The sequence below is a fragment of the Mesorhizobium sp. M1143 genome, from assembly GCF_040318435.1.
Classification (GTDB): domain Bacteria; phylum Pseudomonadota; class Alphaproteobacteria; order Rhizobiales; family Rhizobiaceae; genus Mesorhizobium.
Window position 1 is genome coordinate 14,733 of record NZ_JAMYMJ010000004.1, and the last position, 23,557, is coordinate 38,289.

24 protein-coding genes are annotated in these 23,557 nt (G+C 63.1%); 14 read left to right on the forward strand and 10 right to left on the reverse strand.

What is annotated here, in order from left to right:
- Positions 1-81: 81 nt before the first annotated feature.
- On the reverse strand, positions 82-1,917 hold the full coding sequence (gene phaC / locus NKH35_RS04625) for a class I poly(R)-hydroxyalkanoic acid synthase (RefSeq protein ID WP_023688269.1): 1,836 nt from the start codon (positions 1,915-1,917) through the stop codon (positions 82-84).
- A gap of 97 nt (positions 1,918-2,014) precedes the next feature.
- Between phaC and NKH35_RS04630 the strand changes: the two genes are divergently transcribed.
- The 4 genes from NKH35_RS04630 to recJ all read left to right on the forward strand — a co-directional run bounded on the left by NKH35_RS04630 (position 2,015) and on the right by recJ (position 7,128).
- Entirely contained in the window at positions 2,015-2,425 is a 411-nt protein-coding gene (locus NKH35_RS04630; RefSeq protein WP_023688270.1) for a hypothetical protein, read from the forward strand.
- 89 nt (positions 2,426-2,514) lie between these two features.
- On the forward strand, positions 2,515-3,732 hold the full coding sequence (locus NKH35_RS04635) for an LL-diaminopimelate aminotransferase (RefSeq protein WP_023681615.1): 1,218 nt from the start codon (positions 2,515-2,517) through the stop codon (positions 3,730-3,732).
- 50 nt (positions 3,733-3,782) lie between these two features.
- Positions 3,783-5,096: a homoserine dehydrogenase gene (locus NKH35_RS04640; protein WP_023753343.1), complete on the forward strand. Its 1,314-nt coding sequence runs from the start codon at positions 3,783-3,785 to the stop codon at positions 5,094-5,096.
- 247 nt (positions 5,097-5,343) lie between these two features.
- Positions 5,344-7,128 (forward strand): single-stranded-DNA-specific exonuclease RecJ, encoded by a 1,785-nt coding sequence (gene recJ / locus NKH35_RS04645; protein ID WP_023734478.1) that lies wholly within the window; start codon positions 5,344-5,346, stop codon positions 7,126-7,128.
- 15 nt (positions 7,129-7,143) lie between these two features.
- Here the strand turns inward: recJ and NKH35_RS04650 are convergent, their stop codons facing one another.
- From NKH35_RS04650 to folE, 3 genes are all read right to left on the reverse strand, one after another.
- Complete coding sequence (locus NKH35_RS04650) at positions 7,144-8,115, reverse strand: patatin family protein (RefSeq protein ID WP_023688272.1); 972 nt, start codon at positions 8,113-8,115, stop codon at positions 7,144-7,146.
- 84 nt (positions 8,116-8,199) lie between these two features.
- Positions 8,200-8,658: a phosphoribosyl-AMP cyclohydrolase gene (hisI, locus tag NKH35_RS04655; protein WP_023688273.1), complete on the reverse strand. Its 459-nt coding sequence runs from the start codon at positions 8,656-8,658 to the stop codon at positions 8,200-8,202.
- 35 nt (positions 8,659-8,693) lie between these two features.
- On the reverse strand, positions 8,694-9,329 hold the full coding sequence (gene folE, locus NKH35_RS04660) for a GTP cyclohydrolase I FolE (protein WP_023667622.1): 636 nt from the start codon (positions 9,327-9,329) through the stop codon (positions 8,694-8,696).
- Between the two features lie 243 nt (positions 9,330-9,572).
- Between folE and NKH35_RS04665 the strand changes: the two genes are divergently transcribed.
- Complete coding sequence (locus tag NKH35_RS04665) at positions 9,573-10,019, forward strand: iron-sulfur cluster assembly scaffold protein (RefSeq protein ID WP_023688274.1); 447 nt, start codon at positions 9,573-9,575, stop codon at positions 10,017-10,019.
- 40 nt (positions 10,020-10,059) lie between these two features.
- Positions 10,060-10,458 (forward strand): cell envelope integrity protein TolA, encoded by a 399-nt coding sequence (tolA, locus tag NKH35_RS04670; protein WP_155923776.1) that lies wholly within the window; start codon positions 10,060-10,062, stop codon positions 10,456-10,458.
- Between the two features lie 26 nt (positions 10,459-10,484).
- Here tolA and NKH35_RS04675 read toward each other — a convergent pair whose 3' ends face one another.
- A complete protein-coding gene (locus tag NKH35_RS04675; protein WP_023688276.1) occupies positions 10,485-11,402 on the reverse strand; it encodes a LysR substrate-binding domain-containing protein in 918 nt (305 codons plus the stop codon).
- 94 nt (positions 11,403-11,496) lie between these two features.
- On the opposite strand from NKH35_RS04675, the gene NKH35_RS04680 reads away from it, so the two are divergent.
- The 3 genes from NKH35_RS04680 (at position 11,497) to blaOXA (ending at position 13,120) form a co-directional block, all read left to right on the forward strand.
- A complete protein-coding gene (locus NKH35_RS04680) occupies positions 11,497-11,655 on the forward strand; it encodes a hypothetical protein (protein WP_023667618.1) in 159 nt (52 codons plus the stop codon).
- Positions 11,656-11,778: 123 nt separating this feature from the next.
- A complete protein-coding gene (gene yidD, locus NKH35_RS04685) occupies positions 11,779-12,147 on the forward strand; it encodes a membrane protein insertion efficiency factor YidD (protein WP_023667617.1) in 369 nt (122 codons plus the stop codon).
- A 157-nt stretch (positions 12,148-12,304) separates the two neighbouring features.
- Complete coding sequence (gene blaOXA, locus NKH35_RS04690) at positions 12,305-13,120, forward strand: class D beta-lactamase (RefSeq protein ID WP_023688277.1); 816 nt, start codon at positions 12,305-12,307, stop codon at positions 13,118-13,120.
- Between the two features lie 13 nt (positions 13,121-13,133).
- Here the strand turns inward: blaOXA and NKH35_RS04695 are convergent, their stop codons facing one another.
- Positions 13,134-13,970 (reverse strand): SAM-dependent methyltransferase, encoded by an 837-nt coding sequence (locus NKH35_RS04695; RefSeq protein ID WP_023734475.1) that lies wholly within the window; start codon positions 13,968-13,970, stop codon positions 13,134-13,136.
- 206 nt (positions 13,971-14,176) lie between these two features.
- Between NKH35_RS04695 and thrS the strand changes: the two genes are divergently transcribed.
- A complete protein-coding gene (gene thrS / locus NKH35_RS04700; protein ID WP_023688279.1) occupies positions 14,177-16,150 on the forward strand; it encodes a threonine--tRNA ligase in 1,974 nt (657 codons plus the stop codon).
- Between the two features lie 85 nt (positions 16,151-16,235).
- Positions 16,236-17,174, forward strand: coding sequence for a lysophospholipid acyltransferase family protein (locus NKH35_RS04705; RefSeq protein WP_023688280.1), 939 nt, complete (start codon positions 16,236-16,238; stop codon positions 17,172-17,174).
- Positions 17,175-17,232: 58 nt separating this feature from the next.
- Here the strand turns inward: NKH35_RS04705 and NKH35_RS04710 are convergent, their stop codons facing one another.
- Both NKH35_RS04710 and NKH35_RS04715 read right to left on the reverse strand, forming a co-directional pair.
- Positions 17,233-18,195 carry an RgsD C-terminal domain-containing protein gene (locus NKH35_RS04710; RefSeq protein ID WP_023695450.1) on the reverse strand — a complete coding sequence of 321 codons (963 nt, stop codon included), beginning with the start codon at positions 18,193-18,195 and terminating at the stop codon, positions 17,233-17,235.
- Positions 18,188-18,376 carry a hypothetical protein gene (locus NKH35_RS04715; RefSeq protein WP_155923774.1) on the reverse strand — a complete coding sequence of 63 codons (189 nt, stop codon included), beginning with the start codon at positions 18,374-18,376 and terminating at the stop codon, positions 18,188-18,190. The genes NKH35_RS04710 and NKH35_RS04715 overlap by 8 nt, the downstream gene beginning before the upstream one ends.
- On the opposite strand from NKH35_RS04715, the gene NKH35_RS04720 reads away from it, so the two are divergent.
- Complete coding sequence (locus NKH35_RS04720; RefSeq protein WP_023723386.1) at positions 18,360-18,944, forward strand: nitroreductase family protein; 585 nt, start codon at positions 18,360-18,362, stop codon at positions 18,942-18,944. The two genes, NKH35_RS04715 and NKH35_RS04720, sit on opposite strands and share 17 nt — an antisense overlap.
- Positions 18,945-19,055: 111 nt before the next feature.
- Complete coding sequence (locus NKH35_RS04725) at positions 19,056-20,957, forward strand: CASTOR/POLLUX-related putative ion channel (RefSeq protein ID WP_352913543.1); 1,902 nt, start codon at positions 19,056-19,058, stop codon at positions 20,955-20,957.
- Here the strand turns inward: NKH35_RS04725 and NKH35_RS04730 are convergent.
- The gene (locus NKH35_RS04730; RefSeq protein WP_023734472.1) at positions 20,954-21,829 is read right to left on the reverse strand and encodes an HpcH/HpaI aldolase/citrate lyase family protein; all 876 of its coding nucleotides are present in this window, start codon (positions 21,827-21,829) and stop codon (positions 20,954-20,956) included. The genes NKH35_RS04725 and NKH35_RS04730 overlap by 4 nt on opposite strands.
- Positions 21,829-22,341: a MaoC family dehydratase gene (locus NKH35_RS04735; RefSeq protein WP_460221626.1), complete on the reverse strand. Its 513-nt coding sequence runs from the start codon at positions 22,339-22,341 to the stop codon at positions 21,829-21,831. The genes NKH35_RS04730 and NKH35_RS04735 overlap by 1 nt, the downstream gene beginning before the upstream one ends.
- Before the next feature lie 91 nt (positions 22,342-22,432).
- Between NKH35_RS04735 and NKH35_RS04740 the strand changes: the two genes are divergently transcribed.
- The gene (locus tag NKH35_RS04740) at positions 22,433-23,554 is read left to right on the forward strand and encodes a DUF2336 domain-containing protein (protein WP_023701210.1); all 1,122 of its coding nucleotides are present in this window, start codon (positions 22,433-22,435) and stop codon (positions 23,552-23,554) included.
- The last annotated feature ends 3 nt before the right edge of the window (positions 23,555-23,557 follow it).

Genomic DNA, 23,557 nt, shown 5'->3' on the forward strand with positions numbered 1-23,557 from the left:
TTTCGCCCCGTTTTGCCGGCTCGTCAACTCACCAGACATTACATTCCGTTACACACAGGCACCTGCAAAAGGTGCCGGTCGTTACACACGCACCTTCACATAGGTGCCGGGGGCATCACCCAGGGTTTTCATGTGCTTGCCCGGTTTGCGGGCCGGAACGAGGGTGTCGTCCTGGGTTTCGATCCAGTGCTGCCAGTGCGTCCACCAGGAGCCGGGATGCTCCACCGCCGAGGCGAGCCACTGGCCAAAATCGCCCGTCGGTTTGCCGCCGGTCCAGTACTGGTATTTCTTGGCTGCCGGCGGGTTGACGACACCGGCAATGTGGCCGGAACCAGCCATCACAAACTCGACATCGCCGCCGAAATATTGCGAGCCGAGAAACACCGAAAGGGCCGGCGCGATGTGATCTTCCTTCGACGCCAGGTTGTAAACCGGGATGGTGACGTCGGCCAGCGACACAGTGCGGCCGGCGAGTTCCATCACGCCACGAGTCAGATTGTTCTCAAGATAACAGTTGCGCAGGTAGAAGGAGTGGTTTGCAGCCGCCATGCGGGTGGAATCGGCGTTCCAGTAGAGCAGGTCGAAGGGCAGGGGATCCTTGCCGCGCATGTAATTGTTGATGACATAAGGCCAGATCAGGTCGCCCGAGCGCAGCATGTTGAAGGCGGTCGCCATCTTGGTGCCGTCGAGGTAGCCCTTTTCGTTCATCGATTTCTCGACCGCTGCCACCTGGTCCTCATCGACGAAGACTTTCAGGTCGCCGGCATGGGTGAAGTCGACCTGCGTGGTGAAGAAGGTCGCCGATTTGATGCGGTTGTCGCCTTCCTGTGCCAGCAGTGCGAGTGCGGCCGCCAGCAGCGTGCCGCCGACGCAATAGCCGATGGCGTTGACCTCTTTCTCGCCGGTCGCCTTCTCGATCATGTCGAGGCCGTATTGCAGGCCTTCCCGTATGTAAGCTTCCCAGCCCTTGGCGCCGTGCCGCTCGTCGGGATTGATCCAGGAGATGACGAACACGGTATGGCCTTGCTCGATCGCCCAGCGGATGAAGGACTTTTGCGGGTTGAGATCGAGGATGTAGAACTTGTTGATCCAGGGCGGGCAGATCAGCAGCGGGCGCTTGAGCACCGTCTCCGTCGTCGGATCGTACTGGATGATTTCGGCGACATCGCTGCGGCCGACCACCTTGCCGGGAGTTGTCGCGACGTTCTTGCCGATCTCGAAGGGCGAATAGTCAGCTTGTCTCAGCTTCAGGTCGCCCTTGCCGGCGGCGATGTCTTCGGCCAGCATCTTCATGCCGCGCACCAGGTTTTCGCCATTCGAGGCGACGGTTTCTCGAAACAGCTCCGGATTGGTCAGGATGAAGTTCGACGGCGAGATGGCATTGGACACCTGCTTGACGTAGAAGCTCGCCTTATGGCGGGTGTGGTCGTCGAGGCCTTCGGCGTGCTCGACCAGGTCGGCCGCCCAGCGCGAGGTGACGAGATAGGCCTGTTTGAGGAAATCGAAGAAAGCGTTGCGACCCCATTCGGGGTCTTGAAAACGCTTGTCGCCGCGCTCGGGCTTGACCGCATCGTCCGGCGCTTCGGCATTCGGGCTAACCTTCTGGATGGCGTTGCCCCAGACCGTCATGTAGCCGGCGAACAGTCGCGTCTGCGCTTCCAGCGCGCGTTGCGGGTCGGCCAGCCAATATTCGCTGAGCTTGGAAAAGGTTTTGACCATGTCGACCACGGGTTCGGCGACATGATCGCGCACCTCGCCCTTTTCGCGCGGCTCGGCCCAGGCGGAGGCGGCTTTGCCGGCCTGTTCGACCATACGCGCCATGTTCAACGCGAAGCGTTCCGGGTCTTTCACCAGATATTGCTCGACGGTCGAAGATTGATCATCTTCCGCTTTGCTCGAATCAGGTGTTTTGGACATGGCTCGCGGGGTTCCTCCCGAGGCGTTTTCTTGACATATTATCATGGGACATCTGACCGGGTCCAATGCGCTGTACCCCGGCTGCCAGGAAAACAATATGACGATTAACACCGGCAAGACCATTTTTTCGGAGGCAGGCCGCTTTTGCCGCGTCGCGGTTGCAATCGCCTGTCTGACGCCAGGGCTGCTGGCGGCAAGTGGCTGCACGAGCGCCAACACCGGCAACGGGATGAATGTCGGCCTGACCCAGGGCGCGCAGGACACCGGCTCTTATCCCAATCTCAACATCCCACCGCAGGTGGCGGCAAAGCAGCTCACCCCTGAGGAGACGCAGGCCAAGCTTGCCCAGTTGAAGGGCGAACAGCAGGGGCAAGTGGCCAAGGGCGGCGGCGGTGCCCCGTCCACCAGCCCGGCGGCGCTGAATTCGCTGGCGAAGAACCATGGCAAGGACACGCTGAAGCAGATCGAAGCCAAATGCGATCCCGCCCTCGACCCTACCTGCAAATAAAGCTATATCGCGCGCCGAAAGCGGTCTTTGCCAAAGGCGCCTAGCCAAGCCAACTGTGCTAAAGCCAATCTTAATCGTCTGGAACTGACATGGAAGAATTTCACAAGGTCCGCCGGCTTCCGCCCTACGTGTTCGAGCAGGTCAACCGGCTGAAGGCCAGCGCCCGTTCGCGCGGCGCTGACATTATCGACCTTGGCATGGGCAATCCCGACCTGCCGACTCCGAAGGCGATCGTCGACAAATTGTGCGAAGTGGTGCGAGATCCGCGCACGCATCGCTATTCCTCCTCGCGCGGCATCCCAGGTCTGCGCCGCGCCCAGGCCGCCTATTATCAGCGCCGTTTCGGCGTGAAGCTCAATCCCGACACGCAGGTGGTGGCGACGCTCGGTTCGAAGGAAGGCTTCGCCAATATGGCGCAGGCGATCACCGCGCCGGGCGACGTGATCCTGTGCCCCAACCCGACCTATCCGATCCATGCTTTCGGCTTCATCATGTCGGGCGGCGTCATCCGTTCGCTGCAGGTCGAGCCGGATGACGGCTTCATCCCGGCGCTCGAGCGCGGTGTCCGTCATTCGATCCCGAAGCCACTGGCATTGATCCTCAACTATCCGTCGAACCCGACGGCGCTGGTCGCCTCGCTCGATTTCTACAAGGACGTGGTCGCCTTCGCCAAGAAGAACGACATCATCATCCTGTCGGACCTTGCCTATTCGGAGATCTATTTCGACGGCAATCCGCCGCCTTCGGTGCTGCAGGTGCCGGGCGCCATCGATGTCTGCGTCGAGTTCACCTCGATGTCGAAGACCTTCTCCATGCCCGGCTGGCGCATGGGCTTTGCCGTCGGCAATGAGCGGCTGATCTCGGCGTTGACGCGGGTGAAGTCCTATCTCGACTACGGCGCCTTCACGCCGATCCAGGTGGCGGCGGCGCATGCGCTGAATGGCGACGGCGCCGACATCGCCGAAGTGCGCGAGGTCTATTTGAAGCGCCGCGACGTCATGGTCGACGCCTTCAGCCGCGCCGGCTGGACCATTCCGGCACCGGCTGCCTCGATGTTCGCCTGGGCGCCGATCCCGGAGCCGTTCAAGCATCTCGGCTCGCTTGAGTTTTCCAAGCTCCTGATCGAGCACGCCGACGTGGCGGTGGCGCCGGGCATCGGCTTTGGCGAGCATGGCGACGATCATGTTCGCATCGCGCTGGTCGAGAACGAGCACCGGATCCGGCAGGCGGCGCGCAACATCAAGCGCTTCCTGGCGTCCAGCGCCAAGCAGCCGAACAATGTGGTGCCGCTCGCCGCGCATCGCTAAAGTCGCCGCACATCTTATTCGAGTAGATTTTTTGAGGGGCGTCGCCGGGCATGGCTGAAGCGTTGCGTGTTGGAATTGCGGGTCTGGGTACGGTTGGCGCCTCGGTGGCGCGCGTGCTGCGCGACAAGGCAGCGGAGCTGACGCGCCAGTGCGGACGCGATGTCATCGTCACGACCGTTTCCGCGCGCGATCCCAAGCGCGACCGTGGCGTCGACCTCAGCGCCGCCAAATGGTTCGACGATCCGATCAAGATGGCGCAGGCCGCCGATATCGACGTCTTCGTCGAACTGATCGGCGGCGACGAAGGGGCAGCGCGCGCGTCGGTCAAGGCAGCACTAGAAGCCGGACGTCATGTCGTCACCGCCAACAAGGCGCTGTTGGCCAAGCACGGCGTGGCGCTTGCCGAAATCGCCGAGAAGAAGGGCGTGCTGCTCAACTACGAGGCGGCAGTTGCCGGCGGCATCCCGGTCATCAAGACGATGCGCGAGGCGATGGCCGGCAATTCGGTCACCCGCGTCTTCGGCATCCTCAACGGCACCTGCAACTACATCCTGACCCGCATGGAGGCCGAGGGCATCTCCTTCGACGAGTGCCTGAAGGACGCGCAACGGCTGGGTTATGCAGAGGCCGACCCGACCTTCGATATCGAGGGCCATGATACGGCGCACAAATTGTCGATCCTGACCAGCCTGGCCTTCGGCACCAGGATCGCGGCCAATGACATCTACATGGAAGGCATTTCCAACATCAGCCAGGCCGACATCCGCGCTGCGGGCGACCTTGGCTACCGGATAAAATTGCTCGGTGTCGCGCAGCGCACCGACAGCGGCATCGAGCAGCGCGTGCACCCGACCATGGTGCCGACCGCGTCGGTGATCGCACAGGTGCATGGCGTTACCAATGCGGTGGCCATCGAAACCGACATTTTGGGCGAACTGCTGCTCTCCGGCCCGGGCGCCGGCGGCAACGCCACCGCGTCCGCCGTGGTCGGCGATATCGCCGACATCGCAAAGAGCCGGCCGGGCTTCCAGCACGGTCCGGTGTTCGGCCTGCCGGCCAAGGAACTGCGCCCCTACAAGAAGGCGCAGATGCGCAGCCATGCCGGCGGCTATTTCATCCGGCTGACCGTGCACGACCGCATCGGCGTCTTCGCCGCGATCGCCAAGCGCATGGCCGACAACGACATTTCGCTGGAATCGATCGTCCAGCATGCCGTCAGCGGTGAGACCGACGCGCAAAAGACGGTGATCCTGGTCACCCACGAGACGACGGAAGCAGCGGTGCGCAAGGCTGTCGACGGCATCACCAAGGACGGCCACCTCACAGACAAGCCGCAGGTTATCCGCATTGAGCGCGCTGGTTAGGCCAAGTCATTTTTCTCCTTAACCGATTGATATTCCTGCTGAAAGGTGGTTCGGACGCCATAATGCTCTATCTCTTTGATTCGGAGCCGGATTGAGATTTCAGGTCGAACCCACCAGTCATGATCGGGCTCTGGCGGAGGCGTGAGCCGCGAGATCAACGCGCGTCACCAAGAGGTGGAAAAGTTGAGACTTTCCTGTTTAGCCGTCGCATATTGCCGGAAATGACAATCTGTAGACTACGCCTCCTATGACGGGCGACAAACGCCTCTTCCTCGATGTCAGGCAGTCGGCGACCGGTGTTTCCTGGGAACACCGGTTGAGCGAGCGGCAGGACATGACTGCGCTGGCCATAGCGCAGGGCCACGGCGTGCCCGACATTGTGGCTCGCGTGCTCGCCGGGCGCGGCGTCACCGCCGACCAGGCCGAGCGCTTCCTCGATCCGACGATTCGCAATCTGTTGCCGGATCCGGCTTCGCTGACCGACATGGGCAAGGCTGCGACCCGCATCGCCGAAGCGGTCATGGCCAAGGAGAAGGTGGCAATCTTCGGCGACTACGATGTCGACGGCGCCGCCTCTTCGGCGTTGCTCAAGCGCTTCCTGGCGCATTTCTCGGTGCCTTCGGAGATCTACATTCCCGACCGCATCTTCGAGGGCTACGGCCCCAATCCGGAGGCTATGCGCGAACTGGTCTCGCGCGGCGCGACGCTGATCGTCACCGTCGATTGCGGCACCAACAGCGCTGTCTCTATCGATGCCGCCAAGGCCGCAGGCGCCGATGTGGTGGTGCTCGACCACCATCAGGTCGGCGGCCCGCTGCCGGAGGCGACCGCGGTCGTCAATCCCAATCGCGAGGACGACCTTTCCGGGCAAGGCCATCTGTGCGCCGCCGGTGTCGTCTTCCTCACTCTGGTGCAGACGGCGAGGGTCCTGCGCAGCCGATTGCCCGATGCCGCGCAGCCGGACCTGTTGTCGTTGCTCGACCTGGCGGCGCTGGCCACGGTTTGCGATGTGGTGCCGCTCATCGGCGTGAACCGCGCTTTCGTCGTCAAGGGACTACAGATGGCGCGGCAGCAGAAGAATGAGGGGCTCGCCGCACTGGCGCGGGTGTCCCGCATCGGTGAGCCGATAAGCACCTTTCATCTCGCCTATCTGATTGGGCCGCGCATCAATGCCGGCGGCCGCATCGGCGATGCAGCACTTGGCAGCCGGCTGCTCGCCACCGACGATCCGGTTGAGGCCGGGACCATTGCCGAGACACTCGACCGGCTCAACCAGGAACGCCAGCAGATGGAGCTGGAGATGCTGGCAGCGGCGCGCGCCGAGGCTGACGCCGAACTTGCCGGCGGCAATGGGCCGGCCATCATCGTCACCGCCAGCACCAATTGGCATCCCGGCATTGTCGGCTTGATCGCCTCGCGGCTGAAGGACCATGCGCGGCGGCCGGCCTTCGCCATCGCCTTCAACGCCAATGGCATCGGCACCGGCTCTGGCCGTTCGGTGTCGGGCTTCGATCTCGGACGGCTGGTGCGCGCAGCCGCCGATGCCGGGCTGATCGTCAAGGGCGGCGGCCACGGCATGGCCGCCGGCATCACGGTGGAACGCGCCAAGCTCGGCGAACTCCGTGCTTTCTTCGAGGAGCGCGCGGCGGCCGAAGTGTTCCGGCTGCAGGACGAAGAAAGTCTGGCCGTCGACGGCGCGCTCGCCGCCGAGGGCGCGACGATTGCTTTGCTCGATGCACTGGAAAAGGCCGGGCCTTTCGGCGCCGGCCATGTCGCGCCGGTGTTCGCGCTGCCGCGCCATCGGCTGGCCGACGCGCGGGCCGTCGGCACCAACCACATCCGGGCTGATCTGCAGTCGGAAAGCGGCGGCCGCATCCAGGGCATCGCCTTTCGATCCGTCGATACCGCGCTGGGCGAATTCCTGTTCAAGAACAGGGGCAACACGATCCATGTAGCCGGCTCGCTGTCGGGGAATTATTGGAACGGGAACCGCACGGTGCAGTTCCGCATCACCGATGCGGCCAAAGCCTGACATTGCCGAATTGGTTTAAGCGAGAACCGTCTGCAGCCGCTTCAACTCGCTGATCTGCGCCATCGTCGCCTGGTAACCGACGCTGATCGCCTCATCCGCGCGGTGGAATTCGGTCAAGCCGATATGGCTGAGTTTCGGTTGGAGCGACATGTCGGGCGGATCGCCCGCCAGCCTTGCGCGTGAAATCCGGTCCTGGATGATGTTGAAGGCTTCGACCATGACGCCGGTGATGCCGAGACGGCTCTGGTGCGGCTGGTGGTTCGGGTCGGCCTGGCCTGGACGGGGCGCGTCCTTCTCGATGAGCAGTTCCCCGGCGCTGTGCTTGATGACGGCGGCGCGGCCGAACAGATCGTAGTGAAGGTTGACCGCGACGACCAGCGGCTGCTCGTAGGCGCGGCAGACCGAGACCGGAACGGGGTTGACCAGCGCGCCGTCGACCAGGATGCGGCCGTTGCAATTCACCGGTTCGAACACGCCGGGCAGCGCATAGGAAGCCCGCATCGCGGTGATCAGCGAACCGCTGGACAGCCAGATCTCATGGCCGGTGCGAATTTCGGCGCCAACGGCGACGAAGGGTTTCGTCAGATCCTCGAAGCGGATGCCTGCCATGTGCTCGCGCAGCCTGACGTCCAGTTTCATGCCGCCGAACAGGCCGCTGCCGCGCAGATTGAGATCGAGCAGGCCGAAGATGCGCCGCTTGGTCAGGCTGCGGGCGAACTCCTCGAGTTCGTCCAGCTTGCCGGCCAGATAGCAGCCGCCAACCAGCGCGCCGATCGAGGTGCCGGCGATCATCGAGACTTCGATGCCGGCTTCGTCGAGCGCGCGCAGCACGCCAATGTGCGCCCAGCCGCGTGCGCAGCCGCCGCCCAGCGCGAGCGAAATGCCTGTCTTGCCCGCGGGTTGCGGGTCAGGCACGCCGCCGGACGATGAGGGGCCATTGGCCTCCCGCACGTCCGGTCTGCTACGCAATGACGCCCACTCGAGCATCATGATCTCCCTTGTCCCGCGTCCGTTCTACAGGAAGGACGTTTGAGAATAGTGAATATGAGTGGTTTGCGACTGTTGAATGGTTCACGCGGGCTTCCGATACGTTTTTTCCGCATCGAACAGCGGCGTGCTGCCATCGCCGGCAAGCGTTGCCTTGCCGCCGATTAGCCCCACCGTCCGATAAAAACATGAACGCCGGCCGGTGTGACAAGTTGCGTCGTGGCCCAACACTTTGACGCGCAACCATATGGCGTCCTGGTCACAATCCGTGAGCATCTCGACGACGGTCTGAAAATTGCCTGATGTTTCGCCCTTCTTCCACAGCGTGCTGCGCGAGCGCGACCAGTAGTGCGCGATGCCGGTTTCGAGCGTCAGCGCCAGCGCCTCGGCATTCATATGCGCGACCATCAGCAGCATACCGTCAGCGGCGTCGGTGACGACGACGGTGACCAGCCCGGCAGCATCGAAGCGCGGGGAAAACACCGCGCCTTCTTCGAGAGCCTTCTTGTCTGATGGAGCCTTGGGAAATGTTAGTGCCGACATCGCCGGTCCTTGATCTAGCGATGCCGGCGAGGGGCTTACGCCCCGAGGCCGCGCACCATGGTGACGAAACGGACCTGTTCCTCGGGCGTGTCCTTGAACACGCCGGTGAAGGTCGAGGTCAGCGTGGTGGAGCCCTGCTTGCGGATGCCGCGCATGGCCATGCACATATGCTCGGCCTCGATCATGACGGCGACACCGCGCGGATTGAGCACGTCCTGGATGACGCCGGCGATCTGTGCGGTCATGGCCTCCTGAGTCTGCAGGCGATGGGCGAAGATATCGACGACGCGCGCGATCTTGGACAGGCCGACGACCTTGCCATCCGGGAGGTAGCCGACATGCGCCTTGCCGATGATCGGCACCATGTGGTGCTCGCAATGCGAGTGGAACTGGATGTCCCTGACGATGACGAGATCGTCATAGCCGGCGACTTCCTCGAAGGTGCGGCCGAGTTCTTCGGCCGGGCACATGTCATAGCCGTTGAACATTTCGAGAAAGGCCTTGGTGACGCGCTTGGGCGTGTCGATCAGGCCCTCGCGGTCCGGATTGTCGCCGGTCCAGCGCAACAGCGTGCGCACGGCGGCCTCGACCTCGGCTTCGCTCGGCCTGTCGGTGACCGGCTTGTCCAGATAGTCGGAAGGGGGCATTATTTTCTTGATGACGGCATCCATAAAGGCGTCTCCCGTAGTTCCTCTCTCAGGAGGAACGAGTTGAACGGACCACAACCTTTCGAGTGCTGAAAACTCGCCCTGTTTCCAGCCCGCAAGCGGCGTGAACGAAATGGGCAAGGACGATGGCTTTGCGTTGCCTTGTCGATACCCGACTGCCAGCATTATATATGGTCGTGCGCAGCGAATGAAAGACGCTACAGCGGCAATCGCTGTTCGCTTGGCGGCGACGCGGATTGGAAAAATATGATTGACGACGTCTACAATGCGAAAATTCTGGGTTTTGCCGGAAATATCGCGCGCATCGGCCGCCTCGATCATCCGGATGCGAGCGCCAAGGCGCATTCCAAACTGTGCGGCTCGACTGTGACCGTTGACCTCAAGATGAACAATGGCGTCGTCACCGATTTCGCCCATGACGTGAAGGCCTGCGCGCTCGGCCAGGCCTCGTCCTCGATCATGGCTCAACATGTCATCGGCGCTAGCGCCGACGAATTGCGCGCGGTGCGCGAGACCATGCTGAAGATGCTGAAGGAAAACGGCGCGCCGCCGCAAGGCCGCTTTGCCGATTTGAAATATCTGGAGCCGGTGCGCGACTACAAGGCGCGTCATGCCTCGACCATGCTGACCTTCGATGCGGTCGTCGATGCCATAGGCCAGATCGAGAAGAAGCGCGCGGAAGAAGCGGTGTGACATAGCGCAGACTTCGCGCAGGCCATGACGGAGGAAGTGCTTGCATTGGTTGATGGTGGCTTTGGGCGTTGCGGTTTCGCTGGTGACGAGTGGCTATGCTGCCGGAGAAGAAAGCGCTTCGCAGCAGAAGGCCGCCACCTATCTCTTTGACAAGCTGGCTGGCTGCTGGAATATCACAGTCGGCGACGGATCAGTGATCACGATCACGCGCGTCCAAATCAGCCTGAACCGGGATGGTTCGCTGGCGGGACCGCCAAAGGTACTCAACCCCGCGACAGAGCCACAGGGCAAGATGTTCAATCAAAGCGCAGCTCGGGCAATTGCCCGTTGTGCGCCCTTCACTGGCCTTGCCGCTTATGTCGACAGCTACCAGGCTTGGCGCGAGATCACTGTCAATTTCGACGCCCGAGACATGTCATCCACCCCGCAGCAGAAATAGAAGCCGGACGCTAAGATTACGCCGGCTTAGGTCTGCAGTGTCTGCGCCCGTCTGCTTTCGGCAAATTCGCTTCTCACCCAGTCGGCAAACGCCTTGACCGGTTCCGGCAGGTCCTTCAAACTCTTGGCGACCAGCCAGTAGGCGCCGGATGCGACATCAATGTCGAACGGCTTGATCAGCGCGCCGGATGCAATCTCCTCGCCGATCTGCAACAGGTCGCCCAGTGCCACGCCGTGGCCGAGCAGGGCGGCCTGCTTCGACAGCGACACATCCGCCAGCATAGGGCCGCGCGCCGGAATGGCGTCGGCGGCGACGCCGGCTGCCTCGAACCAGCGCGCCCAGCCTTGACGATTCTCCTCGTGCAACAGCGTGTAGCGGGCAAGGTCGAGCGGCTTTTCGAGGGCAGGGCCCGATGCCAGCAAGGTGGGCGACAGGACCGGTGAATCGACGGTCGAGGCTAGCCATTCGGCCTCGCTGCGCGGCCATGAGGTGGCGCGCGCGCTGAAGCGCAAGGCGAGTTCGGGCTGATCGCTGCGGAACTCGATCGGCCTTGGGTCGACTTCGAGGGAAACGTCGATATCGGGCCGCAACTGGCTGAAGCGGTTGAGCCGCGGCAACAGCCATACCGAGGCCAGCGACGGCTCGACACTGACGCGGACCACCGACTGCGCCGGGGCAGCCACCAGGTCCGAAACCAGCCTGTCGATGTCATCGAAACTCCTGACCAACTGATCGAGCAGGCGCTGGCCGGCCTCGGTCAACTCGACGCGGCGGTGATGGCGGTGGAACAAGGGCTGGCGCAGGAACTGCTCGAGTTCGCGGATCTGCCGACTGATGGCGGCCTGCGAGACGAACAGCTCCTCGGCGGCCCGGCTAAAGCTCAATTGCCGGCCGGCTGCCTCGAAACTTCGCAACGCCGTCAGGGGCAACCGTCCGCGCTTCAATTCGCATAACCCGAAGTTATCCGAACCGGAAATTATACTCGTTTGAAGGCGAAGGCCAGCGGGCGTCTAATCCGCTCTTAGAGGAGACACGGACATGATCCAGTTTCTGGAAATCTTTGGCGATGTGATGCGGATCGCGACGTTTCAATGGCGTGGCGACAGGCAGCATCATGTGCAGCGCACCGAGCAAAGGCCGGCCACCCGCTGGGCGGCTCCAGCGGAGCGGCATCCCTTTCGCCGCTCGCGACCCTGAAGCCGACAAAGAGGCGAGTGAGTGAAGAGGATTGCGTTTGCCGGCCGAAGCTCACATCTATCGGTTTGGAAACGCAAGCTGACCCGGAAGCCGGTTTCGGGTCGCGTTCGGAAAGAGACTGCGGTGGGCGACCAGCATCGGCATGTGCATGCCGCCGGACGGACCCGGCGCGGGCGCAACTGGCCCGGTCCGTGGCGCAAAACACCCGGCCGCATTTTCGGCACGTCGCTGGTGCGCCTCTATCAACTGACGCTGTCCGGATTTGTCGGCAATTCCTGCCGGCATCTGCCGACCTGTTCCGAATACGCGCATGAGGCGATCGCCCGCCATGGTCTGTGGGCCGGCGGCTTCATGGGGCTGTTCCGCGTGCTGCGCTGCGGCCCTTTCGGTTCGCATGGCATCGATCGCGTGCCGGAGGTACTCGATCAGCGCTATGTCTGGTTCATGCCATGGCGTTATTGGCAGATCGGCAGGAAGCGCGGCGAGGCCTGACGGCGGGCGCGCTGGTCCCTGATCCAGATCGCCAGCGCGGCATTTCTTTACAATCCGGTAAGGTTAACAACGGGCTGCACAAAGACTGCGCATTTGAGTCAAAATCGAGCCAAGACACTTGGCTAAGCGCCTCCTGTTCATTCCCAGGAGAGCCCACATGCGTCGGATCGAAACCCATCCCTTCATCATTGCCGCGGTCCTCTTCCTGCTGGCCTGGTTTCTGGGATTTCCGATGCGGGCGCAATCGGCTCCGCTTGGCGATGTCGCCTGCACGCTTATCCAGGACGCGGCGAGCGGCGAGACGCTCTATCAAAGCGGCGTCTGCGACCAACGCGTCAGCCCGGCGTCGACCTTCAAGGTGCCGCTGGCGCTGATCGGCTACGACAGCGGTATCCTGAGCGATGCGCATACGCCGACCTGGGACTACAAGCCTGAATTCAGGGCCGTGAGCCGCGACCACAAAGCCGTCGACCCGACGATCTGGGAGCGCGACTCGATCGTATGGTATTCGCGCGAGATCGTGCGCCGGCTCGGCGCAAAAAGCTTTGCCGGCTACGTCTCGAAATTCGGCTACGGCAACATGGATGTCTCGGGCGATGCCGACAAGGACAACGGGCTCACGCAATCCTGGATAAATTCCTCGCTTGAGATATCGCCGGTCGAACAGACAGCCTTCCTGCGCCAGCTGCTCGCCGGCAAGATGCCGGTTTCTGCCAAGGCGCATGAGATGACCCGAGCCATCCTGCCGACTTTCCAGGCCGGCGGCTGGACGGTGCGGGGCAAGACCGGCAGCACCAGGCTGGGAAACAGCAAGGACAAGCGCGCGCTGGGCTGGTTCGTCGGCTGGGCCGAAAAGGGCGGCCGCCCGATCGTCTTCGCCCGGCTGGTCGTCGACACCAAGCCGATCGACATGCCGAAAGGCCCGGCGACACGCGCGGCGTTACTGAGGGAGTTGCCGCAACTGGTGAAGTGAACTTGCTTTAGCTTCAAGTGCTCCGGCGGGCACGAAGGATGTGGCCGCCGGAATTCCTTGTCTCCGCCTTTGGCGTCCTGGAGAAGCGGCCGGCGATGTCGCTGCTTTCCAGATCTTCGATCTCATCGAAGCCGAGCTCGCGCAGCGATTGCGCCAGTGCCGCGGGCACGAAGAAGCTGATCCAGGGCTCTCCGGCAGCGGCGACGCGCGCCGCATGGAAAGAGAGGGCAGCCTGTCCAGCCGCATCGCGGTTCTCGGCCGGCTCGCTGTAGTCGAAGACGACCTCCGAACCGGGCATGCCGGCAATCCAGGACAGGGTGCTGAAGATTGCGTCCTGGCTCAGATACGGAACGACACCCAGCCAGATGAAGAAACTGGGCTCGGTCTGCCGCAAACCGGCCGATGCCAGTTCATCCGCGGGGCGCTGGCGTTCGAAGTTGACCGGCACGAACATGGTGGCCCGCGGTTCGGCAAGACCAGCATCGGCGATGCATTTCCGTTTCCAGGCCTGTGTCGCCGGGTGATCGACTTCGAACACCGCGACATCAGGGTACGGATTGCGCAGCGAGAAAGTGTCGAGGCCGGCGCCGAGCACCACCACTTGCTGGACGCCCCGGCGCACCGCCGCAGCCAGCCAGTCCTCGGCGAGGCGAGCGCGCGCTGCCACGAACAGGCGCATGCGCCGGCTGCGCTCATCTTCCTGCTCGAGCTCCTGCACCGTCGGTGCGGCATCGCCCAGTATCGCACTCGCATATGGGTCGCGAAACAGCGCCGCCTGCTGCGAGAACTGGTGGAGGGCCCGCATGCGCGCGACGCCCAAGGCGGTTCGGCTGGGTTTTGCGTCTTCCATGCCGGGGATTCCAACCTCGTGTCGGGGAAATTCGCAAGCCTGTGCGACTGGCCTGCGACATCTGTCGCGCCATTTCCTGACAGCTGCGCCAACGACGGCTCTTTACCTGATGCCGCGTGGCCTCTAAAACCCGCCCGCTGCCGGATGCCTCCGGCTTCACACCACGACCACCCGCGCTCGTTTGCGGGACTGGATAGGAGATACAAATGCTGAATTCCGTTTCCCTGACATTTCCCGATGGCTCCGTTCGCGACTATGACGCGGCGATGACCGGTGCAGGCCTCGCCGAATCGATCTCGAAGTCGCTGGCCAAGAAAGCCGTCGCCTATGCCATCGACGGCACCGTTCGCGATCTTTCCGACCCGCTTGGCAAGTCCGGCAAGGTCGAGATCATCACCCGCACCGATCCGCGCGCGCTGGAGCTCATCCGTCATGATGCAGCACACGTGCTGGCGGAGGCAGTGCAGGAACTGTGGCCGGGAACGCAAGTGACCATCGGGCCGGTAATCGAGAACGGATTCTATTACGACTTCGCCCGCAACGAGCCGTTCACGCCTGACGATTTCCCGGTGATCGAAAAGAAGATGCGCGAGATCATTGCGCGCAACAAGCCGTTCACCAAGGAAGTCTGGTCGCGCGACAAGGCGAAAAAGGTCTTTGCCGAGAAGGGCGAGCGCTACAAGCTCGAGCTGATCGACACCATTCCCGAAGACCAGGATCTCAAGATCTATTCCCAGGGCGAATGGTTCGACCTCTGCCGCGGCCCGCACATGGCCTCGACCGGCCAGATCGGCAACGCCTTCAAGCTGATGAAGGTGGCCGGCGCCTATTGGCGCGGCGATTCGAACAACCCGATGCTGACCCGCATCTACGGCACGGCATGGGCCGAGCAGGCTGAACTCGATGCCTACCAGACGATGCTGGAAGAGGCCGAGAAGCGCGACCACCGCAAGCTCGGCCGCGAGATGGACCTGTTCCATTTCCAGGAAGAGGGGCCGGGCGTCGTCTTCTGGCACGCCAAGGGCTGGAAGATGTTCCAGAATCTGGTCAACTACATGCGCCGCCGCCTCGACGAGCAAGGCTACCAGGAGGTCAACGCACCGCAGGTTCTCGACAAGAGCCTGTGGGAGACGTCGGGCCACTGGGGCTGGTATCGCGATGCCATGTTCAAGGTGACGGTGGCCGGCGACGACACCGACGACGACCGCGTGTTCGCGCTAAAGCCGATGAATTGTCCGGGCCACGTGCAGATATTCAAGCATGGGTTGAAATCCTATCGCGATCTTCCCGTAAAGCTTGCGGAATTCGGCAATGTGCATCGTTACGAACCGTCCGGCGCCTTGCACGGGCTGATGCGCGTGCGCGGCTTCACGCAGGACGATGCGCACATCTTCTGCACCGAGGAGCAGCTGGCCGCGGAATGCCTGCGCATCAACGATCTAATCCTGTCGACGTACGCCGATTTCGGCTTCGACGATGTCAGCGTGAAGCTGTCGACGCGGCCGGATAAGCGCGTCGGCACCGACGAGGCCTGGGATCATGCCGAGGCGATCATGGGCAACGTGCTGGATACAATCAGGACGCGCTCGGGAAACCGCATCAAGACCTCGATCAATCCGGGCGAGGGCGCTTTCTACGGGCCGAAATTCGAATATGTGCTGAAGGACGCCATCGGCCGCGAATGGCAGTGCGGCACCACGCAGGTCGACTTCAATCTGCCGGAACGCTTTGGCGCCTTCTACATCGGTTCGGATTCGGAAAAGAAGCAGCCGGTGATGGTGCATCGCGCCATCTGCGGTTCGATGGAACGCTTTCTCGGCATCCTGATCGAGCATTATTCCGGTCATTTCCCGCTGTGGTTCGCGCCGCTGCAGGTGGTTGTGGCGACGATCACCTCGGATGCTGACGACTATGCGCGAAAGGTCGTCGCACAGTTGAAGGCGGCAGGACTTTTGGCCGAACCGGATCTGCGCAACGAGAAGATCAACTACAAGGTGCGTGAGCATTCGCTGGCCAAGGTTCCTGTGATCCTCGTATGCGGCAAGCGCGAGGCGGAAGAGGAGACGGTCAACATCCGCCGGCTCGGCTCGCGCGATCAGGAATCGCTCAAGCTGGCCGACGCGCTGAAGCTGCTTTCCGACGAGGCTGTTTCGCCCGACCGCAGGCGCAGCGCGGCCTGAGCAATCAATATTTCGGAGAAATGGCGGTGGAGCGATCCACCGCCATTTTCACATGCCTGTCACGCCAACCTTGTAACGAGCCCCCATGCTCAAGCTGAAGATACGGGAAAGGCCGTTTCCCGAACTCTCCTACGCCAATGCGAGCCAGCCGGCGCTGACGCGCTGGTTCATCCATTCCATTGAAGGTCTGTCGGGGCGCGACCGGTATGCCGCGCTCTATGATTTCTGGCGCCGCCAGGTGGCGCCGACCGGCGAGCGGGTGTTCAGCCGCATGCTGCAGCTGATCGACGTCAAGGTCCGCAGCACCGATCAGTGGCCGCCGGCAAAGCTGCCGGACACACCGCTGGTGATCGTAGCCAACCACCCGTTCGGCATTGGCGACGGCATTGCAGTGCTGTCGCTGGTCGAGCAGCTCGGGCGTCCGTTCCGCGTCATGATCCACAAGGATCTGCTGAAGGTCCGCGAAATGGAACCGTACTCGCTGCCGATCGACTTTTCCGAGACCAAGGACGCGGTGAAGAACAACATGGCGGTGCGCCACGAGGCAGTGCGGCTGTTGAAAGAGGGCGTCACCATAGTGGTATTTCCGGCCGGCGGCGTCGCCACCGCGCCGAGAGGCTTTGGCCGGGCGCGCGACCTGCCGTGGAAGATGTTTCCGGCGCGCCTCGTGCAGGACGCCAAGGCGTCGGTGGTGCCGATGCATTTTTCCGGGCAGAACGGCCGGCTGTTCCATCTGGTCAGCGGCCCGATGAACATGGGGGAGCGCGAAGGAAGGCTGGCGAAATTCGTCGGCAAGGCGTCGCTGACGTTGCGCCTTTCAATGCTCATCCGCGAATTCGCGCGGCTGTCCGGCAAAGCGATCGACGTTCGCGTCGGCAACGTACTGCGCTGGGATGAGCTGGAGCCGCTGCGCGACCGCAAGACCTTGCTTGATCGCCTTCATCGCGGCGTCTTCGATCTGGCGCCCGACGCACCGCGCAGCCGCGTCCACTTCCTGCAGCGCCGCCTGCGCAAGGCCGCCTGACGTAGCCCTGAACTACCACTTCAACTGAGAGCCAAACCGAGGCCAATGGGCGCGCCGGTCAGTCGGCGCCTTCCTCGGGATCGATGGCCGAGGCTTCGGTGGCCAGGACCTCGATCTCCTGGTTCTGTCCGGCAACGACGGTGAAATCCTTCTGGTAGATGCGGTCGCGGTTCTTGGCGATGATGGTGTATTGGCCCTCGGCCAAGACCATCGAGGCGAAGGCGCCGACGGCCTCCTTGATCGGATCGCCGGATTCGTTGAGCAGCGACCAGGATGTATCAGCGATGGCCTCGCCGCCGGTCTCGCGCACCAGCTTCATGGTCTCCTCCGCCGCGCGATGCTCGACGGTGGCTTCGGTCAGCTTGCCGGCCTCGACGCGGATGTCGGAGCGAATGACGGCATTGACCGCGCCATAGGTGGAGACGACATGGTAGACACCGGCGTTGAGCCGGACGACGCTGTTCGGCTCGACATCGGGAATGATCAAAGCGCGGTCGCCATTGGCCTCGGCGGTGCCCTCATAAATGGAGAAGCGCAGTTTTTTCGGCGGAATACGCACGCCGCCCGACAGCACCGCGTCGAGCTTGAGGCCGCCGGCATCGAGCACCAGGCTTTCGCGCCTGGCGTCCTTGCCGACGGTGATGCGCTTGGTGGCGCCGGCGCGTCCGTATGAGGCGTGGACCAGATAGCTGCCGGGTTCGAGCTGGAACACGGCGCTGCCGCCATGCGCGGAAGCCACCATCGGCAGCTTGCCGTCGCCGGCGGCCTCGGGCTTGAAGACGCGCCAGACGATGCCGCGCGTGATGTCGGCGCCCTTGTCGGTCAACTGCGCCGACAGCGTTATGGCACCGCCGCCACCGAGTGCCAGCGGCGTCTCGCCCTTGGGCGGTGCATAGCTCGAAATATCGGGGAGTTTCAGATTGCCGATGCCGTCGGCATTCTGCGCCATGGCCATCGAGGCCGGCGCAAACAGCGCTACGGCGAGCCAAATCAGGAAAAGGCGCGATGTCCCCTCAAACATGCCTTGCGTTGAAGCCCAAGGCGGTGGCAATTTCAAGGCTTAAGAGTCCGACCGCCTTGGCAACAGGTTCTTTCGTCGGCGCGCCCGCGCCAATGCCCGAGCCGCCCCGATCCGCAATGGCGCGCTTCAGCTCAAAATCGAGTGCTTTAGGAGACCTGGCCCCCATGGCGTCGCCGATCATCGACTTCCTGCTGACCCGAAACTCCGCACCGATTCCTGAATTGAAGGAACCGGCGCCCAGCGATGGCGATATCGCGACCATGATCGCGGCTGCAAGCCGGGTGCCCGATCACGGCCGGCTGGAGCCGTGGCGCTTCATCCTTTATCGCGGCGAGGCGCGCGTCGAGATCGGCAGGAAGCTGGCGGCGCTCGCCGAACAGCGCGAAGGACCGCTGCCGGAAAACCGCCGCAACCAGGAACTGGCTCGGTTTTCGCGTGCGCCGCTGGTGATCGGCGTGGTCTCGAGCCCGAAGGACAATCCAAAAATCCCGCAATGGGAAATGTTCCTGTCCGGCGGCATGGCGGCGATGAACCTGATGATCGCAGCCAATGCGCTGGGCTACGGCACCAACATGATCAGCAACTGGTATTCCGACGTGGCGGAGGGCAGGGCGCTGCTGGGAGTGGCGCCACAGGAACGTGTTGTCGGCTTCGTCCATATCGGCTGCTATCAGGGACCGGCGCCGGAACGGCCGCGGCCCGATCCGGCAAAGCTCTATGCCGATTATGCGGGGCCGTGGAACGGCTGACACCCGAAAGCGATTCCCCTTTATTTAAACACAGGCTAAGACAGCGGCTTCGGCGATGCGTTGGGGGTTGGCGCATCGACCATGGGGATTTTTTTGGGGGTCGCCGGCGACATGAAGAAACGAGACTCGCTGCGAACCCGGCTGCGCTATGGGTTTGACAAGAGCATGGCGGCCGGGCCGATCGCGCTGATCGGCTGGCTCGCCGTCGCTTCGCTGCTGATCATCATCGCCGCCGCGGCTTTTCTTGCGGTGACCCGCATCGCGCCGGAGGGCGGCGAACCACTGAACTTCTTCGAAGCATTCTGGGAATCGCTGATGCGCACGCTCGATTCCGGCACGATGGGCGGCGACACCGGCTGGGCCTTCCGTCTCGTCATGCTGTTTGTCACGCTTGCCGGCATCTTCGTCGTGTCGGCCCTCATCGGCGTGCTCAGCGCCGGCGTCGACAGCAAGCTCGATGAATTGCGCAAGGGCCGTTCGCGGGTGCTGGAGAGCGACCACACCATCATCCTCAACTGGTCGCCGTCGATCTTCGACGTCATCTCCGAACTCGTCATTGCCAATGCCAGCCGCCGCCATCCGCGCATTGTCGTCATGGCCAATATGGACAAGGTGGCGATGGAGGACGAGATCGCCGCCAAAGTCGACAGACTGGGCAATACACGCATCATCTGCCGCAGCGGCGACCCAACTGACCTATATGATCTGGCCATCGTCAACCCGCAGACCTCGCGTTCGATCATCGTGCTGTCGCCGGACGGCGACGATCCGGATTCGCAGGTGATCAAGACGGTGCTGGCGCTGGCCAACGACCCGAACCGGCGCACGGCGCCCTATAACATCGCCGCCGAGATCCGCGACGGAAAGAACGCCGAGGTCGCCCGCGTCGTCGGCGGGGCGGAGGTGCAGCTTGTCCTGGCCGACCAGCTGATCTCGCGCATCGTCGTGCATTCGAGCCGGCAGTCGGGTCTCAGCGGCGTCTATTCGGAGCTGCTCGATTTCGACGGCTGCGAAATCTACACGACCGAGCAGCCTGACCTCACCGGCAAGACCTTCGGCGAGGCAGTGATGGCGTATGAGCATTGCACGCTGATCGGGCTCTGCGACCAGCAGGGGCGCGTCAACCTCAACCCGCCACCGGAGCTGGTAATCGGCAAGGACATGCGCGCCATCATCATTGCCGAGGACGATGCCGCCATCAAGCTGGGAAGCGCCGGAGCCAAGATCGATGCCGCGGCGATTCTTCGCCATCAGCCCATCGAGGCGAAGCCGGAGCGCACGCTGATCCTTGGCTGGAACCGGCGCGGTCCGATCATAACCTATGAACTGTCGCGCTATGTCGCGCCTGGTTCGATCCTGACCATCGCCGCCGATACGCCAGGCCTCGAACAGGAAGTTGCCGGGCTGCCGGTCGTCGGCGACAATCTGTCGGTTTCCTGCCGGATCACCGACACGTCGAGCAGCACAGCACTGGCAAGCCTGGACGTGCCTTCCTACGACCACGTGCTCGTCCTCGGCTACAGCGAGACCATAGCAGCGCAGCCCGCCGATACGCGCACGCTGGTGACGCTGCTGCATTTGCGCAAAATCGCAGACGATGCCGGCACGCATATCTCGATTGTCAGCGAAATGATCGACGTGCGCAACCGCGAGTTGGCGGCGGTGACCAAGGCCGATGACTTCGTCGTCAGCAACCGGCTGGTCAGCCTGATGCTGGCGCAGGCATCGGAGAACCAGAATCTCGCCGCGATCTTCGATGACCTGCTCGACGAGGAGGGCTCCGAAATCTACATGCGTCCGGTCGGCCACTATGTCGCCATCGATCAGCCGGTGACGTTCTGGACGATCGCGGAATCCGCGCGGCTGCGCGGCGAGATCGCCATCGGACATAGGCGCGTTCGCGCTGCGCAGAGTGATGAGCGGGCTCTGGGCGGCGTCACCGTCAACCCGTTGAAGTCGCAAGCGCTGGCCTACCTGCCTGAGGACCGGGTCATCGTGCTGGCGCGGGACTAAACCCCGACTGCCTTGGCGCGAGCCAGAAGCCGTTCGGCGAGCCTGAGATGCGGCCGGTCATACATCTTGCCGTCAATGCCGACCACGCCGGGATTTCCGGCCGCCTCGAAGGCCGCGACGATGGCCTGCGAGCGTTGCACTGCCTCCGCCGATGGCGTGAAGGCGGCGTTGATGACCGGCACTTGCGCCGGATGGATCGCCATCTTGCCGGTAAAGCCGTCACGCTCGGCCTCCGTGCATTCGGCTTCGAAGGCGGCCATGTCGCGAAAGGCGGGGAAAACCGTGTCGATCGCCGCGACTTCAGCTGCGCCGGCGGCAAGGATGGTCATGGTGCGGGCAAGGCGGAAGACATCGGTGTAGCGGCCGTTGTCGTCGCGCGCAGCCTGCGCGCCGATCGCCGCCGACAGATCTTCGGCACCCCAGGTGAGGCCGGCAAGCCTGGCGCTTGCCCCGGCATAGGTCGCGGCGGCCAGCAACCCAGCAGCGGTCTCGGTAATGATCGGCAGGATCTTGATCGCGCCATCCGGCAATCCGTTTTCGGCCTCATGTACGCGGAGCTTTACGGATAGCTGCTGGACATCCTGGCCGCTGTTCGACTTCGGCAGCATGATGCCGTCGGGTTTGACCGGAACCAGGGCGGCCAGATCATCGTCGGTCAACCCGGTCGATAGGTCGTTGACTCTGATATAGATGGCGGAGCTTGTCTGCTGCCGGTTGCCGGCGATAAAGCGTGCCGCGATGTCGCGTGCCGTCGCCTTGTTTTGTGGCGCCACCGAATCCTCGAGATCGACGATGACCACGTCGGCGCCGGCGCCAAAACCCTTCTCCAGTTTCTTTTTGGAATCCCCGGGCACAAACAGCAGCGAGCGCATCACGCCGCCTTTTTCATCATCATCGCCTGGCGCGTGCATTTGGCAACGAGCACATCGTTCTGATTGTAGGCGTGATGCTCGAACTCGACGATGCCGCGGTCCGGCTTCGATTTCGAGTCCCTGACTGAGAGCACCGTCGTTTCGACACGGATGGTGTCGCCGTGGAAGACCGGGTGCGGAAACACCGTCTCCTTCATGCCGAGATTGGCAATTGTGGTGCCGACGGTGATGTCATTGACGGAAATGCCAATCATCAGGCCGAGCGTGAACAGCGAATTGACCAGCGGTCTGCCCCATTCGCTCTTGGCGGCGAAGTCGAAGTCGATGTGCAGCGGCTGCGGGTTCAGCGTCATCACCGAGAACAGCATGTTATCGCTTTCGGTGACGGTCTTGCGCAGCGTGTGCCGAAAGACATGTCCGACGACGAACTCTTCGAGATAAAGCCCGGGCATCGTTTTTCTCCTCCGCTGCCTGACGGTTGATAGGCGCTGCCCATGCCGCCCGCAAGCCAGTTAATAAACATGGTGAACCGTTCGTAAACCATTTCTGCCTAGGGTCATTCCTGGGGCCGGAAGCTTTCCGGCAAGGGGCGTAGCAGGCAGTATGGTTGTCTCGCATTTTCTCAAATGGATCTACACCGCGAGAGTTTCGGAGCGCGCCGCGGCGGCGAGCGCGCTGGCCCGCGCCTACGTCAATTCCGACCTGCCTTTCGAAGACCGTTGCGCGGCCGAAGCGGCGCTGACGCTGCTGCTCGACGACGCCTCGTCGAAGGTGCGGCTGGCTATGGCCGAAGCGCTGTCGATGAGCCATCACGCGCCGCTGCAGATCATCAGCGCGCTTGCCTCCGATCAGCCGGAAGTGGCAGCCCTGGTGCTGGCGCGCTCCCCGCTGCTGACGGACGCCGACCTGATCGACCGCGTCGCGGCCGGGCACAAGGCGACGCAAAAACTGATCGCCGACCGGCCGGTCGTTTCGATGGCGGTTGCCGCGGCGATCGCCGAGATCGGCGAACCGGAAGCGTGTGCGGCGCTGCTCGCCAATGACGGCGCCGACATAGCCTCGCTCTCCTTCCGCCGCATCGCCGAGCGGCATGGCCATATCGCTCATTTGCGCGAGGCAATGGTCACGGATGTGCGGCTGCCGGCCGACTGCCGGCACATGCTACTGGTCAAGCTCGGCGAAACGCTGAAGGCTTCGCCGCTGGTGATGGCGCTGATGGGGGCGGCCAGAGCCGAGCGCGTCACGCGCGATGCTTGCGTCAAGGCTTCGGTGCGGCTGGTCGAAGGCACGCGCGCGGAGGAACATGCGGCACTTATCGAACATCTGCGCCTGCGCGGCGACCTGACCGCAAGTTTCATCATCCGTGCCATTGCCCACGGCAAGGTCGACTTTTTCGGCTCGGCCCTGGTTGCGCTCAGCCAGCAGTCGGAGCAGCGGGTGCGGGCCTTGCTCGCAGGCGGCCAGGACGTTGCGTTGCAGGCGCTATTCCGCGGCGCCGGCCTTGCCGCTTCCACCCATGGCATCATCCTGCGCGCGCTCAAAATCTGGCGCGAAGTCGCCAACGGCAAGCGCCTCGCCGGCGTGCAGGAGGTCAGCTGGCTGATGCTGAAGGAGCTCGGCGGTCCGGCCACCGAGGGCGATCTCGCCGGCCTGGTCAAGTCGATCCACCTCGACGCGCTGCGGGAAAACGCGCGCGGGCATGCGCTGGCGATAGCCGCGGCCTGACGC